The sequence below is a fragment of the Ruegeria sp. YTSA226 genome, from assembly GCF_059609905.1.
This window is the reverse complement of record NZ_JBXWMQ010000001.1, coordinates 334,246-351,154: the sequence shown is the minus strand read 5'-3', so window position 1 is coordinate 351,154 and position 16,909 is coordinate 334,246. Positions and strand designations below refer to the sequence as shown.

General features: G+C 54.5%; 14 protein-coding genes and 3 tRNA genes. 8 read left to right on the top strand and 9 right to left on the bottom strand.

Annotated elements, in window-relative coordinates; genetic code table 11:
* Nucleotide 1 precedes the first annotated feature (1 nt).
* The 3 genes from uvrA to AC2FFF_RS01725 all read right to left on the bottom strand — a co-directional run bounded on the left by uvrA (nucleotide 2) and on the right by AC2FFF_RS01725 (nucleotide 3,226).
* Complete coding sequence (gene uvrA / locus AC2FFF_RS01735; protein WP_281972164.1) at nucleotides 2-2,860, bottom strand: excinuclease ABC subunit UvrA; 2,859 nt, start codon at nucleotides 2,858-2,860, stop codon at nucleotides 2-4.
* Nucleotides 2,861-3,028: 168 nt separating this feature from the next.
* Nucleotides 3,029-3,105 (bottom strand) — tRNA-Asp (locus AC2FFF_RS01730).
* 44 nt (nucleotides 3,106-3,149) lie between these two features.
* Nucleotides 3,150-3,226, bottom strand: a tRNA-Asp gene (locus AC2FFF_RS01725).
* 562 nt (nucleotides 3,227-3,788) lie between these two features.
* Between AC2FFF_RS01725 and AC2FFF_RS01720 the strand changes: the two genes are divergently transcribed.
* Together AC2FFF_RS01720 and AC2FFF_RS01715 are read left to right on the top strand one after the other, a co-directional pair.
* Nucleotides 3,789-5,615 (top strand): M10 family metallopeptidase C-terminal domain-containing protein, encoded by a 1,827-nt coding sequence (locus AC2FFF_RS01720; RefSeq protein WP_281972165.1) that lies wholly within the window; start codon nucleotides 3,789-3,791, stop codon nucleotides 5,613-5,615.
* Between the two features lie 143 nt (nucleotides 5,616-5,758).
* Nucleotides 5,759-5,833: transfer RNA gene (locus tag AC2FFF_RS01715), tRNA-Val, on the top strand.
* Nucleotides 5,834-5,944: 111 nt separating this feature from the next.
* On the opposite strand, the gene lon is transcribed toward AC2FFF_RS01715, so the two are convergent.
* Nucleotides 5,945-8,353, bottom strand: coding sequence for an endopeptidase La (gene lon, locus AC2FFF_RS01710; protein WP_496882814.1), 2,409 nt, complete (start codon nucleotides 8,351-8,353; stop codon nucleotides 5,945-5,947).
* A gap of 351 nt (nucleotides 8,354-8,704) precedes the next feature.
* On the opposite strand from lon, the gene AC2FFF_RS01705 reads away from it, so the two are divergent.
* Nucleotides 8,705-9,874 (top strand): sugar-transfer associated ATP-grasp domain-containing protein, encoded by a 1,170-nt coding sequence (locus tag AC2FFF_RS01705; protein WP_281972167.1) that lies wholly within the window; start codon nucleotides 8,705-8,707, stop codon nucleotides 9,872-9,874.
* 49 nt (nucleotides 9,875-9,923) lie between these two features.
* Here AC2FFF_RS01705 and tgt read toward each other — a convergent pair whose 3' ends face one another.
* Nucleotides 9,924-11,054, bottom strand: coding sequence for a tRNA guanosine(34) transglycosylase Tgt (tgt, locus tag AC2FFF_RS01700; RefSeq protein ID WP_281972168.1), 1,131 nt, complete (start codon nucleotides 11,052-11,054; stop codon nucleotides 9,924-9,926).
* A 63-nt stretch (nucleotides 11,055-11,117) separates the two neighbouring features.
* Nucleotides 11,118-12,029, bottom strand: a complete 912-nt coding sequence (locus AC2FFF_RS01695) for a nucleoside hydrolase (RefSeq protein ID WP_142634057.1) — start codon at nucleotides 12,027-12,029, stop codon at nucleotides 11,118-11,120.
* A gap of 173 nt (nucleotides 12,030-12,202) precedes the next feature.
* Here AC2FFF_RS01695 and AC2FFF_RS01690 point away from each other — a divergent pair, with 173 nt between their 5' ends.
* The 3 genes from AC2FFF_RS01690 to AC2FFF_RS01680 all read left to right on the top strand — a co-directional run bounded on the left by AC2FFF_RS01690 (nucleotide 12,203) and on the right by AC2FFF_RS01680 (nucleotide 13,831).
* Nucleotides 12,203-13,093, top strand: a complete 891-nt coding sequence (locus AC2FFF_RS01690; RefSeq protein WP_142634059.1) for an SPFH domain-containing protein — start codon at nucleotides 12,203-12,205, stop codon at nucleotides 13,091-13,093.
* A complete protein-coding gene (locus tag AC2FFF_RS01685; RefSeq protein ID WP_281972169.1) occupies nucleotides 13,093-13,371 on the top strand; it encodes an NfeD family protein in 279 nt (92 codons plus the stop codon). Before AC2FFF_RS01690 ends, AC2FFF_RS01685 begins: the two co-directional genes overlap by 1 nt.
* Before the next feature lie 97 nt (nucleotides 13,372-13,468).
* The gene (locus AC2FFF_RS01680; RefSeq protein ID WP_142634063.1) at nucleotides 13,469-13,831 is read left to right on the top strand and encodes an SUF system Fe-S cluster assembly protein; all 363 of its coding nucleotides are present in this window, start codon (nucleotides 13,469-13,471) and stop codon (nucleotides 13,829-13,831) included.
* 22 nt (nucleotides 13,832-13,853) lie between these two features.
* Here AC2FFF_RS01680 and AC2FFF_RS01675 read toward each other — a convergent pair whose 3' ends face one another.
* Complete coding sequence (locus AC2FFF_RS01675) at nucleotides 13,854-14,183, bottom strand: hypothetical protein (RefSeq protein ID WP_281972170.1); 330 nt, start codon at nucleotides 14,181-14,183, stop codon at nucleotides 13,854-13,856.
* Nucleotides 14,184-14,383: 200 nt separating this feature from the next.
* On the opposite strand from AC2FFF_RS01675, the gene AC2FFF_RS01670 reads away from it, so the two are divergent.
* A complete protein-coding gene (locus tag AC2FFF_RS01670; protein ID WP_271946875.1) occupies nucleotides 14,384-14,749 on the top strand; it encodes a HesB/IscA family protein in 366 nt (121 codons plus the stop codon).
* Here the strand turns inward: AC2FFF_RS01670 and AC2FFF_RS01665 are convergent.
* Nucleotides 14,746-15,669: an isopenicillin N synthase family dioxygenase gene (locus AC2FFF_RS01665; protein WP_345741799.1), complete on the bottom strand. Its 924-nt coding sequence runs from the start codon at nucleotides 15,667-15,669 to the stop codon at nucleotides 14,746-14,748. The two genes, AC2FFF_RS01670 and AC2FFF_RS01665, sit on opposite strands and share 4 nt — an antisense overlap.
* Before the next feature lie 116 nt (nucleotides 15,670-15,785).
* Between AC2FFF_RS01665 and tpiA the strand changes: the two genes are divergently transcribed.
* Nucleotides 15,786-16,535 carry a triose-phosphate isomerase gene (gene tpiA, locus AC2FFF_RS01660; protein ID WP_281972171.1) on the top strand — a complete coding sequence of 250 codons (750 nt, stop codon included), beginning with the start codon at nucleotides 15,786-15,788 and terminating at the stop codon, nucleotides 16,533-16,535.
* On the opposite strand, the gene AC2FFF_RS01655 is transcribed toward tpiA, so the two are convergent.
* Nucleotides 16,536-16,847, bottom strand: a complete 312-nt coding sequence (locus AC2FFF_RS01655) for a DMT family transporter (protein WP_142634071.1) — start codon at nucleotides 16,845-16,847, stop codon at nucleotides 16,536-16,538. It lies immediately after the preceding gene.
* Between the last annotated feature and the right edge of the window lie 62 nt (nucleotides 16,848-16,909).

Sequence of the window (16,909 nt, the reverse complement as noted above, 5' to 3'; positions counted from 1 at the left end):
GTTATTCCGCCGCGACCCGCTCGGGGTTCAGCAACTGTTTCAAATACCTGCCCGTATGGCTGCGTTCCACAGCAACAACATCTTCGGGCGTTCCCGTGGCGACAATCTCACCACCACCGTCACCGCCTTCGGGCCCGATATCAATGATATGGTCGGCCGTTTTGACAACATCCAGATTGTGTTCGATCACAACAACCGTGTTACCCTGATCAACCAATTCATGCAGCACTTCCAACAGCTTGCGGACGTCTTCGAAATGAAGACCGGTCGTCGGCTCATCCAGAATGTAAAGCGTCCGACCAGTTGAGCGTTTGGAGAGTTCTTTTGACAGCTTCACCCGCTGCGCTTCACCGCCCGACAGGGTCGTCGCCTGTTGCCCGACCTTGATATACCCCAGACCGACCCGCGCCAGCGCGTCCATCTTATCGCGGATCGACGGCACGGCTTTGAAGAACTCTTGTGCATCTTCCACTGTCATATCAAGGACATCCGCGATGGACTTGCCTTTGAATTTGATCTCAAGGGTTTCCCGATTGTACCGCGCGCCTTTGCAGGTTTCGCAGGTTACATAGACATCGGGCAGAAAGTGCATTTCGATCTTGATGACGCCGTCGCCCTGACAAGCCTCGCACCGACCGCCTTTGACGTTAAAGCTGAACCGGCCAGGCTTGTACCCGCGCGCCTTGGACTCGGGCAGACCGGCGAACCAGTCACGGATCGGCGTGAACGCCCCCGTATACGTGGCCGGGTTCGAGCGTGGTGTACGCCCGATGGGCCGCTGGTCGATGTCGATCACCTTATCCAGATGCTCGAGCCCCTTGATCGTCTCGCACGGCGCGGGTGTCTGCCGCGCGCCGTTCAGCCGCATGGAGGCTGTCTTGAATAGGGTTTCAATCGTCAGGGTCGATTTGCCACCGCCGGATACGCCGGTCACACAGACGAACTTGCCCAGAGGAAAATCAGCGGTCACTTTCTTCAGATTGTTCCCGGTGGCATTGACCACAGTCACTTTCTTTTTGTTCCCCTTCCGCCGCTCGGACGGCACCGGGATTTCGCGTGTGCCTGACAGGTATTGGCCGGTGATCGAGGCTGCATCGGTCGCGATCTCGGACGGGGTACCATGGCTGACGACCTGTCCGCCATGCACGCCTGCGCCCGGTCCGATGTCAAAGACATAGTCGGCTTCGCGGATGGCTTCCTCGTCATGTTCTACGACGATGACCGTGTTCCCCTGATCCCTCAGGTTTTTGAGAGTACCCAGCAAGCGGTCATTGTCGCGCTGATGCAACCCGATCGAAGGTTCGTCCAGTACATACAACACCCCGGTCAGACCCGACCCGATCTGGCTGGCCAGACGGATACGCTGGCTTTCACCGCCAGACAGAGTTCCACTTGAACGTGACAGCGTAAGGTATTCCAAACCAACGTTATTCAGGAAACCAAGCCGCTCGCGTATCTCTTTGAGGATCACCCGCGCGATTTCATTTTTCTGATCACTCAGATGGTTTGGAGCATCCTCAACCCAAGCCAGCGCCTCGCGGATCGACATCTGGACCACCTGCCCGACATGCATTCCGGAAATCTTGACGGCCAGCGCCTCGGCCCGCAAGCGATAGCCTTCGCAGCTGCCGCAGGAGCGGTTGTTTTGATAACGCTCAAATTCTTCGCGGATCCAGGCGCTGTCAGTCTCGCGATAGCGGCGCTCCATATTCGGGATAACGCCTTCGAAACTGCGGGTTACCTGATACACCCGGCCACCTTCGTCATAGCGGAACTGGATTTCTTCCTCGCCCGATCCGCGCAGAAACACCTGCTGCACCTTGGCGGGCAGATCTTTCCACGGCGTATTCTTGTCGAACTCATAATGTCGCGCGATGGCTTCGATAGTCTGCAGGAAATAGGGCGACTTGCCCTTGCGCCAGGGCGCCAAGGCGCCGTCATACAGTTTCAGCGTCTGATCCGGCACTACGAGGCGTTCGTCAAAGAACAGCTCGACCCCCAGCCCGTCACAGGCCTGACAGGCCCCGAAGGGCGCATTAAAGGAAAATAGGCGCGGTTCGATCTCGGGGATGGTGAAGCCACTGACAGGACAGGCGAAATTTTCACTGAAGGTGATCCGCTCCGGGTCGCCTTCAGGCGGTGCGGTTTCCAAAATCGCAATGCCATCGGCCAAATCAAGCGCTGTGCGCAGGCTGTCCGCCAGCCGCGTTTCCATGCCCTCGCGCACCACCAATCGGTCGACCACGACGTCGATGTCATGGCGGAACTTCTTGTCTAGCTTCGGAGGCTCGTCCAACTCGTGAAACGCGCCATCAACCTTGACGCGCTGAAAGCCCTGTTTGCGCAGTTCCAGAAACTCTTTCTTATACTCGCCCTTCCGGTCTCGCACGATCGGGGCAAGCAGATACCCGCGCGTGCCCTCCTCCATCGTCATGATCCGGTCGACCATATCCTGCACCTGCTGGGCTTCGATCGGCTTGCCCGTGGCAGGGCTGAACGGTGTACCAGCGCGGGCAAACAGCAGACGCAGATAGTCGTAAATCTCGGTCACGGTTCCCACGGTAGACCGTGGGTTCTTTGAAGTCGTCTTCTGTTCGATGGAAATAGCCGGAGATAGACCACTGATATGGTCCACATCTGGCTTTTCCATCATATCCAGAAATTGCCGGGCATAGGCCGACAGGCTTTCGACATACCGGCGCTGCCCTTCCGCATAGATCGTGTCAAAGGCAAGCGACGACTTGCCCGAGCCTGACAGACCAGTGATAACCACAAGCTGGTCACGCGGAATATCCACGTCAATGCCTTTGAGGTTATGTTCGCGCGCGCCGCGCACCTCGATATTCTTCAGCTCAGCCATGTTTGGCCCCCAACACATAAGTGTCCTAGAGATAAGCGAGCCACACTGAGTCTCCAACAGAAAAGTTAGAACAAAATGTGAACGAGAGAGATGTTGCCGCCACCTACTGACAACAAAACCAATAGAGTCACCCGGTAAACGGTATGATTTCTGAAAACTAGTGGAAAATGGCGCGGTTGACGGGGCTCGAACCCGCGACCCCCGGCGTGACAGGCCGGTACTCTAACCAGCTGAGCTACAACCGCGCATCTATTTCGTGGCCTTTACCCTGGACCAAGGATGGCAGCAATGGCGCGGTTGACGGGGCTCGAACCCGCGACCCCCGGCGTGACAGGCCGGTACTCTAACCAACTGAGCTACAACCGCCCGCTGCCCGTTCGTTGCTGAACGTTGGGGTGTATTATGGCCACGCCCGGACATCGTCAAGCGGCGAATTGAAGTTTTTTCTCAGAACGTAATTTTTGTTAGAGATGTTTTCTCGTCACACGACGAATGGCCAAATAGAAACCAGCCGATAATTCACGACCCGCTGCCTTTGGCCAGACAAAAATATTCTGAAACCTTGCGCAGCACATCACCTGGCACGGGTCCGCTAGATCCAGATCTCAGGACAGCCCCCAAACTCTTCCCCAAGCTTATTCTGGCATAAACCCAAAGCGAACAGTCATATCAACTTACTGGCAGAGAGTTACCCAAAGCTTGCCGCGTTCTGCCTCATTTCAACCACAAATGGTCTGCAAGACGATTACAAACACCTCTGCCAAAAGAGACTTCATACGCTCGGTTGATCCTCGGGCCAAAACGTTGGAAATTTCTGATGCCAAAGGAAGAATTACCGATTCTAGAACCGGTCAATATATACGGCGCCAATTTTGTATTCCGGAAAAACCGGGAACAAACGGCGTGTTAGACAAGGAAGAAATTTAAGATGTCAGTTGCCAGCACAACTTCTCCGGGTGCAAATGTTACCGGCCATGTTTATGTAGACAGCCTGATTTGGGGCACGTCTTGGGACACCAGCGCCGGAGGCGTCAGTGCTCCGGGCACAATCACATACTCCTTCGATGATGGATCGTTAGGTCGCCGTGGCTTTGCCTCCTACATGAAGGAAGCAATCCGCAAAGCATTTGCAATTATCGAAACGATCATTCCGATCGAGTTCAACGAAGTCGGCTTTCTGACACCAGCAGGCGAGATTAATGACGTTAACATCACCTACGCTTTGCTGACCCAAAACGATCTTGGCGGACCCGGATCTCTTGGTGTCCATCAAGTTCCGGGTGACGACCCCCTGCTGCAGGATTCTGGCATCGACGCCCTGTTCGGCATCTTTGCCTATGATACGCCTCTATTTAGCAAAGAGGCCTTACGCAAAGGCGGTGAAGGCTTCGCGACAATCATTCATGAGATTCTTCACGGCCTTGGCCTAGCCCACCCACATGATGAAGGCGGCAGCTCGACTATTTTTCCGGGGGTTACGCAGCCCTTCGACGACTACGGGACAGATGGGCAGAACCAGGGTGTTTACACCATCATGTCCTACAACTCGGGCTATCCCGAAGTTGTTCCTCTGAAGACATATAAGGCTGGCGGCACTGCCTCGCCTATGGCCCTTGATATAGCTGCGTTGCAGGCCATCTACGGAACGACGGACCACAACACCGACGACAACGTCTATAAAATCAAAGGCAAGAATGGCGCCGGAACATTCTGGACATCCATCTGGGATACAGATGGAATCGATACAATTTCGGCAAAGGGTGTTGATCGCAGCGTCACGATCAACCTCAATGACGCGGATCTTGATGGCAGCGATGCAGGTGGCACTCCTTCCCATGCCAAAGGCGTAACCGGTGGATTTACGATCGCAAATGGGGTCGTCATTGAGAATGCGCAGGGCGGCAACAAGGGCGACATCATCGTCGGGAATGAAGTTGATAACCGGTTGGAAGGATTTGGCGGTAGCGATGTTATTTCTGCTGGCGAGGGTAATGACATTGTTCTTGGGGGTGGCGGCAATGACACCCTGACCGGAGGTCTTGGAAACGACGAACTGTACGGCCACAAGGGCACGGACAACTTTGTAGCCGAGGACAGCGACGGCGACGATATCATTGACGGCGGAGAGGGCCTTGATTGGTTGCGTTATATCGGCACAAGCGCCGTAACCGTTGATTTGTCTGACACCAATGCACAGGCAACCGGATACGGAACCGATACCATTACGGGTGTCGAAAACGTCGATGGGTCCGAGCAAAATGACGACATTACAGGTACGGACGGTCGAAACATCCTGCAGGGTAATGGAGGGTCTGACCGCCTGGACGGGGGCCTTGGCAAAGATACCCTGAATGGTGGCGCAGGCAGCGATACTTTGATCGGTGGTGCCGGAAGGGACACCATGACCGGCGGCGAAGGGGCCGATGAGTTTGTGTTCACGTCAACAACCGAAAGTTCGCGCAAAGCAAAATATGCCGACCGGATTACCGATTTCACTCAGGGTGAAGACAAGATCGACCTAAGTGCGATCGACGCAAGCACCGTAATTGACGGCGATGATTCATTTGTCTTCAACGGTACAACACCGGCCCAGACGTCGGACGAAGGCGAAATCTATTACGTCAAGAAAAACAACGCAGGCACCAAGAACGACTTCACACTTGTTCTTGTGGATACTGACGGCGACAAAAATCCTGAGATGGTTATCAAGATCTCTGGCTTGCACGATCTGACCCAGGACGATTTCATTCTTTGACATCAAAAAAGTGAAAGGGCGGCCCCACAAGGCCGCCCGTTTATGGGCACCTCGACTGGGCATTTGCGGGGTAATCCCCGGGGCCCAAAAGGCGCAAAGACCTCTTGCGGCTTTGCTGAACTCCTTATAAGACCCCTGCTCACGGGTGATTAGCTCAGTGGTAGAGCGCTTCGTTCACATCGAAGATGTCAGGAGTTCAAATCTCTTATCACCCACCATTTCACAATCTGCGATCCGACATGCAAAGCCAGTAATTGGCTGACTATTTGGTCTGACCAAAGAAAAAGGGCGAGGTGCTAACCCCGCCCCTAATTGCCATATTCTGACCTTTAGTGCGCCCTGGCGGACGGGGACGTGTTCTCAGCCGTTTTGGCCGCAGCCGCGGCGGCCTCTTCTGCGGCTTCGTCCCATTCGACAGGTTCAGGATCCCGAACCAGAGCGTGTTTCAGAACTTCCGAAACATGCGTGACCGGGATGATTTTCAGCCCCTCCTTCACGTTGTCAGGAATTTCGGCCAGGTCTTTCTCATTCTCTTCCGGAATCAGAACAGTCTTGATCCCGCCGCGCAGAGCCGCCAGCAGCTTTTCCTTCAAACCACCGATGGGCATCGCATTGCCGCGCAAGGAAACCTCTCCTGTCATGGCAATATCCTTGTGCACCGGGATACCCGTCAGAACCGATACGATTGAGGTCACCATTGCCAAACCGGCCGAAGGACCATCCTTGGGCGTTGCCCCGTCCGGTACGTGGACGTGGATGTCCAGGTTGTCGAATTTGGGCGGCTTCACCCCGATCTTAGGTGAGATTGACCGCACATAAGATGAGGCCGCATCGATGGATTCCTTCATCACATCGCCCAGCTTCCCCGTGGTCTTCATCCGCCCCTTACCGGGCAGTTTCAGCGCCTCAATATGCAGCAGATCGCCGCCAACGGAGGTCCAGGCCAGACCTGTTACAACCCCAACCTGATCGTCTTGTTCAGCCAAACCATAGCGGAACTTGGGCACGCCCAAGAATTCATCCAGATTGTCCGGCGTCACCGTGACCGACTCCGCCTCTTTCTTGATGATCTTGGTCAGCGACTTCCGCGCCACCTTGGCGATTTCGCGTTCAAGGTTCCGCACGCCAGCTTCTCGGGTGTAGGTGCGGATAATCGATTGCAGCGCCTCATCGGATAGTTCGAACTCTTTGGCTTTCAGACCGTGGTTCTTGATTTGCTTACTGATCAGGTGCTGCTTGGCGATCTCGCTCTTTTCATCTTCGGTGTAGCCCGCCAGAGGAATGATCTCCATCCGGTCGAGCAAAGGCCCGGGCATGTTATAGCTGTTGGAGGTGGTCAGGAACATCACGTTGGACAGGTCATATTCAACCTCAAGGTAGTGATCCATGAACGTGCTGTTCTGTTCCGGGTCCAACACTTCCAGCATGGCCGAGGCCGGATCACCGCGGAAATCCTGCCCCATCTTGTCGATTTCATCCAACAAGATCAGCGGGTTCGTGGTTTTCGCCTTTTTCAGCGCCTGGATAATCTTGCCGGGCATTGAGCCGATATAGGTCCGGCGGTGACCGCGGATCTCGGACTCGTCACGCACGCCGCCGAGGCTGATGCGAATAAACTCGCGCCCAGTGGCTTTGGCAACGGATTTACCCAGCGACGTTTTACCAACGCCCGGAGGGCCAACAAGACACAGGATCGGGCCTTTCAGCTTTTTCGAACGCTGTTGAACCGCCAGATATTCGACGATCCGTTCCTTGACCTTCTCAAGCCCATAGTGATCGTCATCCAGAATTTCCTGTGCGCGGCCCAGATCCTTTTTAACGCGGGACTTGGTGCCCCAAGGCAGAGCCAAAATCCAGTCGAGGTAATTGCGCACAACAGTAGCTTCAGCCGACATCGGGCTCATATTGCGCAGCTTCTTCAGCTCACCTTCGGCCTTTTCACGCGCCTCTTTCGACAGCTTGGTTTCGGCGATTTTCTCTTCCAGCTCGGCCACTTCGTTCGAGCCGTCATCGCCATCGCCAAGTTCCTTCTGAATGGCCTTCATCTGCTCATTCAGATAATATTCACGTTGTGTCTTCTCCATCTGAGTTTTGACACGGGTCTTGATCTTTTTCTCGACCTGCAGAACCGACATCTCGCCCTGCATCAGGCCATAGACCTTTTCAAGCCGTTCGCTGACCGACAGTGTTTCCAGCAGTTCCTGCTTTTGCTCGACCTCGATACCAAGATGCCCCGACACGAGGTCGGCCAGTTTGGCGGGCTCGGCGGTTTCACCAACAGCGGTCAAAGCCTCTTCGGGGATGTTCTTGCGGACTTTGGCATAGCGTTCGAACTCATCCGCGACGGTGCGAAGCAACGCTTGTGTAGTGGTCACATCACCCGGAATCTCGGTCAGATATTCTGCACGAGCCTCAAAAAAATCTTCGTTATCAAGGTATTCTGTAATCTGTACGCGCGCTTGCCCCTCGACCAGAACTTTCACGGTTCCATCTGGAAGCTTCAGCAGCTGCAGCACATTCGCCAGCACGCCCGAGCGATAGATACCGTCGATTTCCGGATCGTCATCACCTGGATCAATCTGGCTAGACAGCAGAATTTGCTTATCGTCCTGCATCACTTCCTCAAGTGCGCGGACAGACCTTTCCCGACCCACGAACAAAGGCACGATCATATGAGGAAAAACCACAATGTCGCGTAGCGGAAGTACTGGGTATGAGGAATTCAGGGGCTCTTGCATGCTCAATCCTTATCTTTGGCAAGACGGCACTGGTCCCTCATCTAGGCAACCCCCGGCCGTCTCCTGTCTGGAAGGTAAAGGTGGTGCGCCAAGCGTCCTATTTCAACCTTACCTGTAGTGGACCTAACAATGACCGGAAGGTTGCGCCTCCGCAAGACGATAACATGATCGGTCTTGTCAAATTCTCAATTTGACCCCGCTTGGTTTCTTCGGCGATTGCCTGCCTGGAAATTCAGAAACCAACAGCAAAAGTACAACACTATCTAACAGGCAGCTGCCCAAAGCCTGCCATCATCGCAAACAATATGATTGCATACCCCAACTTCTGATCGATTACTGTGAGTCGTAGAGATGACAAATCCAAAAAATATCAATGCTGCGGAATCCGACCATCAACGGTACCTATCTGCCCGCGACTCCGATCATGCGACGCTTTTAGCGCATGCCGCCAAAAGCTCTGGGCGCTCTGTTTTACAAGTCCAACGGAGCTTCAATCAAATGGCAAAGCCTCCCAGCCGTTTGAATATGGTTGAGTATGTGCGCAATGGCCTTCATCACGAAGACCGCTTTACCGACGCCGAACGCGCGGCATACATCTCCAATGATCTCCATTGGCCCATCGCCCACAAGTGTAACCATCATGGTTGGAACAGTGCCGCAGAAGACAAGATACTGGCTTCTACTTTGCTTGAAACAGCAGGTGTACCTGTCCCGGAAACCGTTGGCGTCATCGACCGTTCGAACCGACACTACCCCGGGGTTACGAAAATCAACACTCCTGAGGCGTTGCGCGATCTCGTTTGCAACCATCTGGAAGGTGGGCTTTTTGGAAAGATCGTCGAGGGGATGGTAAGCTTTGGGGCCTTTTTGATCGAGGACGCGGATCAATCCACTATCACTTGTGCAGGCCAACCGCCGATCGCCTATGAGGCATTCCTAGACGAGTTCGTTGGGCAGAATTCATATGTCGTGCAACCTTTGCTCAAAAATCACTCTGCAATCCAAGACTACGCTTCAGCCCTTGCAACGGTGCGAATGGTTACGCTGGTAAGAGAAAACGACGTCTTTTGCCCAGTTGCCGTTATTAAACTTCCGCAGGGCCCCAATATTGCGGACGCCTTCTGGAGACCGGGGAACCTTGCTTGTTCGATCAATATCAAAACCGGCGTTATCGAAACCGTCGCGCGCCGCGCCAAGATGGAAACAGAATTCCTGGATGACCATCCTGACAACCCCGGTTTAATGGGCTTGAAACTGCCTTTTTGGGACGAATTGATCGAAATAAATGACCGTGCTGCAAGAACCTTTCAGCCAATTCGATATCAGTCGACCGACATTGCTATAACCGAGTCTGGTCCGGTCGTTGTCGAGCTGAACTATGGCGGTGGCTTCGACCTGCCTCAATATGCAAGTGGTCGTGGGATGTTGACCCCAGAAGTTCGTAGCTTTTTCGAAGGGTTTGGCTACGACCTCGATGCAAAACCACAAAAGAAGCGCTGGCTGTTCGGTAAACGCAGATAAAGCGCCCTCAATCTGGTGTCTTGTTAGGTCGACTGAAAAGGCGCTGAACCTAAATCTGTTCAATATCCCCTTGCGCGCGCTGCGCATGGAAGGTCGCCTGCCAGGCATCGAATGTACCAGCCGCAATGGCATCGCGCATACCCTGCATGATTTCCTGAAAATAGTGCAGATTATGCCAGGTCAGCAGCATGCCCGAGATCATCTCGTTCGAGCGGAACACATGGTGTAGATAGGCGCGAGAATAGTTCGAACAAGCCGGGCATGAGCAGGCCTCATCCAGCGGGCGCGGGTCATCGGCGTGGCGGGCATTCTTTATGTTGACCACGCCGTAACGAGTGAACACCTGTCCTGTGCGACCGGACCGTGAGGGTAAGACACAATCCATCATGTCGATCCCGCGGGCGACAGCTCCGACAATGTCGTCAGGCTTTCCAACGCCCATCAAATAGCGCGGTCTGTCGGCTGGCAGAAAGTCAGGAGCGTAGTCGAGACAACCAAACATTGCCTCCTGACCTTCGCCCACGGCCAGACCGCCAACCGCGTAACCTTCGAATCCGATCGCTTTCAGCGCCTCGGCACTTTCTTCGCGTAGATCCTGTTCCAGCCCGCCTTGCATGATCCCAAACAACGCATGTCCAGGACGGTCGCCGAAAGCCTGTCGCGATCGATCGGCCCATCGCATCGACAGGCGCATTGATTCAGCAATTCGATCTCGATCTGAGGGTAGGGCTGGACATTCGTCAAAACACATCACGATGTCTGAACCCAGCAAGCGCTGTATCTCCATCGAGCGTTCCGGGGTCAGCTCGTGCTTGGACCCATCAACATGAGATTTGAAGGTCACGCCCTTTTCGGTCAGCTTGCGCAGACCAGCCAGGGACATGACCTGAAATCCACCAGAATCGGTCAGGATCGGGCGATCCCAGTTCATGAACTTGTGCAACCCACCCAAACGGTCAATGCGCTCGGCCGTAGGGCGCAGCATCAGGTGATAGGTGTTTCCCAACAGTATATCGGCACCGGTTGCACGAACACTTTCCGGCATCATCGCTTTGACCGTCGCAGCAGTCCCCACTGGCATGAACGCCGGGGTACGCACCTCGCCACGCGGCGTGTGGATCACTCCGGCGCGGGCCTTGCCGTCGGTGGCCTTCAGGTCAAATGAGAAACGGTCTGTCATTGGGCATCCTTGGGTCGCTGAACCGGGCAGGATTTGCCCGATCTGCTCAGCCATTGCAAGTTGTCAGGGTAAAGAGGCAACCTGCCGGGTAAACAGATCAACAACCCCTGCCCCGTCAACATCCCGACATACCAGCACAGCCGGTCGCGTTGAGACCGGACGCGTAGCGCCGGATTCCGTACCACCCACAATTACCTCAACCCCGGTTTCGACCATCTCGAACATCGTGCCATGGGTGCAGGCGATCACAGCAGTCGAGTCATGCAGGCCGCAGCCCTCCAACCCGCCGATATCCTTGTAGAATTTCAGGTAAAATACCGAGATGTCACGCAGGAAAGCCCCCATATCGGGCGAGCGTTGGGCCAGACCGTCAAAATCCGCACTTTTGTACAGCGTTTTCAAAGTGACATCCAAACCAACCACAACGGTCGCCGGGGGTGCTGCAAACACTTCATTTGCGGCAAGGGCATCGTGATAGATGTTTGCTTCGGCATGTTCCGTGATGTTTCCTGGGCAGAAAACCGCCCCACCCATGATCACCAACTGTTTGATGTTCTGCGAAAACTCAGGGTCCAAACGCATCGCCGCAGCAATATTAGTCAAGGGGCCGATTGCACAAACCGTCAGCTCTCCCTTGTGGCGGCGCGCCATTTCCACCAGGAATTCCGTGGCATTCAAATCATGGTTCGCCCCGATTTCCGGGATATCGGTAATATCCCCAAAACCTTCGGGACCGTGAACATGTTCGGACGGTGCGTGGTGCCCTGTTCCCTGTGGGTAGGCCGCGCCTTGGGCCACGGGAATGTCCAACCCAAGTTTATCCACCAAAAACCGTGCATTGCGGCTGGATTGATGAACGTGGGTGTTGCCAAAAACGGTCGTGAGGCCGATCAAGTCAATCTCGGGGGCTGCAGCGGCATATGCAATGGCCATCGCATCGTCGATGCCGGGGTCTGTATCAATAATCAGTTTCATCCCAGCCCGATAGCGCAAACGCGAGGGGATGCAAAGCGGTCACAATAGCAAAAACTAACCAAAATCCATGGATCAGCGTTTTGAATCCAAGCACAATCCCTCCATACCAGAGTTGAAAAAGGGCGATTCAACCCCCAAATGTATACTATCGTACACAATAAAAGAGGACGGATATGACCGAAGACCAAATCATTGGATTGCTTTCTTCGAACATAATTTACCTGCTCGCGGCGGCATTGATCGTCATCATCACGCTAAAAGGAATTAAAATCGTGCCGCAATCGGAAAAGTATGTGGTCGAACGGTTCGGGCGTTTGCATTCGGTGCTCGGCCCTGGGATCAACTTTATCGTTCCTTTACTGGATGTTGCGCGGCACAAGATATCCATTCTGGAACGCCAGCTTCCCAATGCAACGCAGGACGCAATCACCAAAGATAACGTTCTGGTCCAAATCGACACTTCGGTCTTTTACCGCATCCTAGAGCCGGAAAAGACAGTCTACCGCATCCGCGATGTAGATGGTGCTATCGCGACGACCGTTGCCGGTATCGTCCGGGCGGAAATCGGCAAGATGGACCTGGACGAAGTTCAGTCGAACCGTGCTCAACTGATCACTCAGATTCAAGGAAGCGTCGAAACCGCAGTGGATGACTGGGGGATCGAAGTGACGCGCGCCGAGATTTTGGACGTTAACCTCGATCAGGCGACCCGTGACGCGATGCTGCAACAGTTGAATGCCGAACGCGCACGCCGCGCGCAGGTTACCGAGGCCGAGGGCAAGAAACGCTCTGTTGAGCTTCAGGCCGACGCCGAACTCTATGCGGCAGAACAAACGGCCAAAGCGCGCCGCATTCAAGCCGAAGCCGAAGCCTATGCAACCAGTGTTGTTGCCCAGGCGATTAAGGAAAACGGTATCGAGGCGGCTCAGTACCAGGTTGCATTGAAACAGGTTGAGGCATTGAACACGCTGGGCACCGGCAATGGCTCGCAGACTATCGTTGTACCTGCCAATGCGCTTGAAGCTTTCGGAAACGCCTTCAACATGTTGAAAGGACGTACATAATGGCTGATCCCTTTTGGTTAACATGGTGGCTATGGCTGGCTGGCGCGTTGGCTTTGGGCATCCTCGAAATAGTCCTACCTGGGTTCATCTTTCTGGGTTTCGCCATCGGAGCCGGGCTGACGGGTATTCTGCTGGCAATCCCTGGAATAGCACCGTCGCTGCCGATCCTGCTTATGATCTTTGCGACTTTGTCGCTGATTGCCTGGCTGATCCTACGCCGCGTCTTTGCTCTGCCCCATGGCCAGGTGAAGAAGTTCAGGCATGACATAAACGACTAAACTCTTATGGCACCCCTTAAGGGAGTGTCATTGTGCCTCTGGACGCTGCCCGAGGCTTTCCCTATATAATTCGTCAGGTAACAAACCCGAGGCACGAATGACTCATCCGAGCGAACAGTTTGAAGGCACACCTCTTATTGCCCCTTCAACGATTGAACACCCTCTTTATGAGCCGGTGGTCGACGCCTGCCGAACGGTTTATGACCCCGAAATCCCTGTAAATATCTATGATCTGGGTCTGATCTATACGATCGACATCACCCAGGAAAACGCGGTCAAGGTCATCATGACACTGACCGCGCCTGGCTGCCCGGTTGCCGGCGAAATGCCTGGGTGGATCGTCGAGGCAATCGAACCCGTGGCCGGCGTTAAAGAAGTTGACGTGGAACTGACCTGGGAGCCCCCCTGGGGCATGGAAATGATGTCAGACGAAGCGCGCCTGGAACTTGGATTTATGTAAGTCCAAGTGCGAAGGTCTGCTGTTATTGAATTCCGCAGGTCGATTTGATTTCGTCCGACCTCTGGTTAAGCTTCTCTATGTAATCTCCTGATAACATAGTTAGTCTTTTCTTTTCGGTTCCAGTCACAAGGCCTAGAAGCGCCCCAGCAGGTGTAATGGCAATTACACTTTTGGCCTGCTCTTCCTCTGCATGTTTTCGTTCGGTTGCAATCGCGCGCAAATCACCTTCTGCCGTTGCACAGTTTACCGGATGTTGCTTTTCTTCTGCGATCGCCGTCTGAGCCAAAAACACAGACAGCATCAGAGAAGGAATTGTAAGAGTATCTTTTATTCTAAACCAAAGTCTTTTCATGCTATTCAGCCTCAATTACTTTCCAAAAGTGGATCATGGGTCAGGCTATGACGAGTGTAATTTGCAAAGCAAGCCTTGCTTACCGACTCAGGCGGGAAATCTAATCCGACAGTAAAAGTTAGGTAAGAAAACCTGCTATGTCTTGAGCCTGATGCCTCGCGGCACTACATTAGCAACAACGAACAACGACGGAGATCATGATGTTCGGCATCCCCGGCAAACAGGCCGTAACAATGACACCAAAGGCTGCAGAGCAGATTGCCCGCCTGATGACTTCGGGCGGCCATGCTGGTTTGCGTATTGGCGTCAAGAAAGGCGGCTGTGCCGGGATGGAATACACCATGGACTATGTCGACCAGCCTGACACCAATGATGAAGTGGTCGAGCAGCACGGCGCGCGGATCATGATCGCCCCGATGGCACAGATGTTCCTGTTTGGAACAGAGATCGACTATGAGGTCTCGCTGCTTGAATCCGGTTTCAAGTTCCGCAACCCGAATGTTGTAGATGCCTGCGGTTGCGGAGAATCCATCAAGTTCGACGAAAGCATTGCAACTCAGCCTTAAGACGCTGCCTGCAAGTGCACATAGGTCTCGTTGAAACGACGCGTCAAGTGCTCTCCTGCCTGGATGACATTCTCTGAATGTGGCGGGGCAACATTGGTGTCATGAGACGGGTTGAAGAACAAAGGAACCGACAGCCTTTCAGCAGATCCACCGATCACACGGTGCAGAGTTGCCTTGACCGCCCCTGCCGTCCAGAACTCCAGCATCTCCCCAAAATTGATAATGAATGTTCCGGGCTGCGCTTGGACCTGAGCCCAACTCTGGTCCGGCATCTGTACCTCTAACCCGGCTCGACCATCGGTGGCCAGCAGGGTCAGACAGCCATAATCAGTGTGCGCTCCGATACCGAAATCCTTTTCGCCTGCCCAGACTGGACGTTGCGGGTAATAATTGCCGCGCAAAAGGGCCATGGGCGTGTCGAAGGCAGTGTCAAAGCTGTTGGCATCCTTGCCCAATGCCACCGAAATGGCGCGCAACACCCGCATGGCAACCGAACAGGCGTCACCATAATAGGCCTCGATGATTGATCGAAACTCGGGCACAGCTTCCGGCCATTGGTTCGGGGCATAAACCGAGAGGTTCTTGCCAAAGTACCTATTGGTCTCAGCTAGCTCGTATCCGCAATCGAACACCTCTTTGAAGTCAGGATTTGCAGCGGGATCTACCTGTTCCGAGCGCGAGGCGCCCCACCCGCGGTTGGACCCGGTCACAGCCATATCAACGCGCCGTTTCTCGGCCTCTGGCAGCCGGAAGAATGCGTGATATGCCGAGATGACCCGTTCCACCCGACAGGCGGAGATACCAGTATTGGACACGGTCAGAAACCCAACTTCACCGACGGCGCGGGTCAATTTGGCCAATTCCGCCGTGTCGCACCGATCCAGTTTTTCAAGATCAAGATGTTCGATCATATTGCTCATTCCTCATCGCGGCGGAAACTGCCGTTTTGCAACGGGCTCTGCAACCGGAATTGTCAGACCTGACTGGCAATGATATCCGGTCACCAGAAAACCGATTAATTTCAAGGGGACGCGATATGCGGCGCAAACTGGCGGCTGGAAACTGGAAGATGAATGGTAATGCTGCCGACTTGAGAGAGCTTCAGGCCCTTTCTCACATGCTTGCTGCCCCGGCAGTTGATATTCTGATCTGCCCACCTGCCACCTTGATCCATCGGGCCAAAGAGAAGGTCCCGGGCGGAAACATCCAGATAGGCGGTCAGGATTGCCACGCGGCAAACTCGGGCGCGCATACAGGTGACATTAGCGCCCAGATGCTGGCCGACGCCGGAGCGTCAGCCGTCATTCTTGGCCATTCTGAACGCCGCGAAGATCATGGTGAACAGAATGAAGATGTTCGTGCTAAGTCTATTGCCGCTATGAATGGTGGGCTAAAGGCGATCATCTGCGTCGGTGAAAGCCTGGAACAACGCGAGGCCGCCAATACCCTGGATATAATCGGCGGCCAGATGTCTGGCTCGATCCCGGATCAGGCAACGGGCGAAAACCTAATAGTCGCCTACGAACCGATCTGGGCCATTGGCACGGGCAAAGTGCCCACTCTGGATGAAATCGGTCAGGTGCATGACTTTATCCGCGCGCGGCTGGAACGGCGCTTTGGCGAAGGCGTTGGGCGTTCGGTCCGGCTGCTTTATGGCGGCTCGGTAAAGCCATCAAACGCCGCCGAGATTTTCGCCGTATCGAACGTGGATGGCGCATTGGTGGGCGGGGCGAGCCTGAAGGCTGACGATTTCTCGGGCATCATTCAGGCTCTGGAACAGGCCTGATCAGGCCATTTTCATCGTCACCATCCCGGCTATGATCAAGACCGCCGCGCAGATGCGCGTGGCGGTCAGGGCTTCGCCCAGAAAAAGAATACCAAAGGTAAACGCGCCAACCGCTCCTATTCCCGTCCAGATGACATAGGCTGTTCCCAAAGGCAGCGTCCGCATGGCCAGTGCCAGCAATGTGAACGAACCAAGCATCGAAACCGCCATCAGGGCGGTCGGCCAGAACCGGGTGAACCCGGCAGATTGTTTCATCGCCACGGCCCAGACAATTTCGAGCAGGCCGGCAAACAACAGGATAATCCAGGGCATAGAAGAGACCTCTGATCAGTCCGGGTCGTCCCGGATGCTGTCCCGTGATGGAGAGGTCGTCC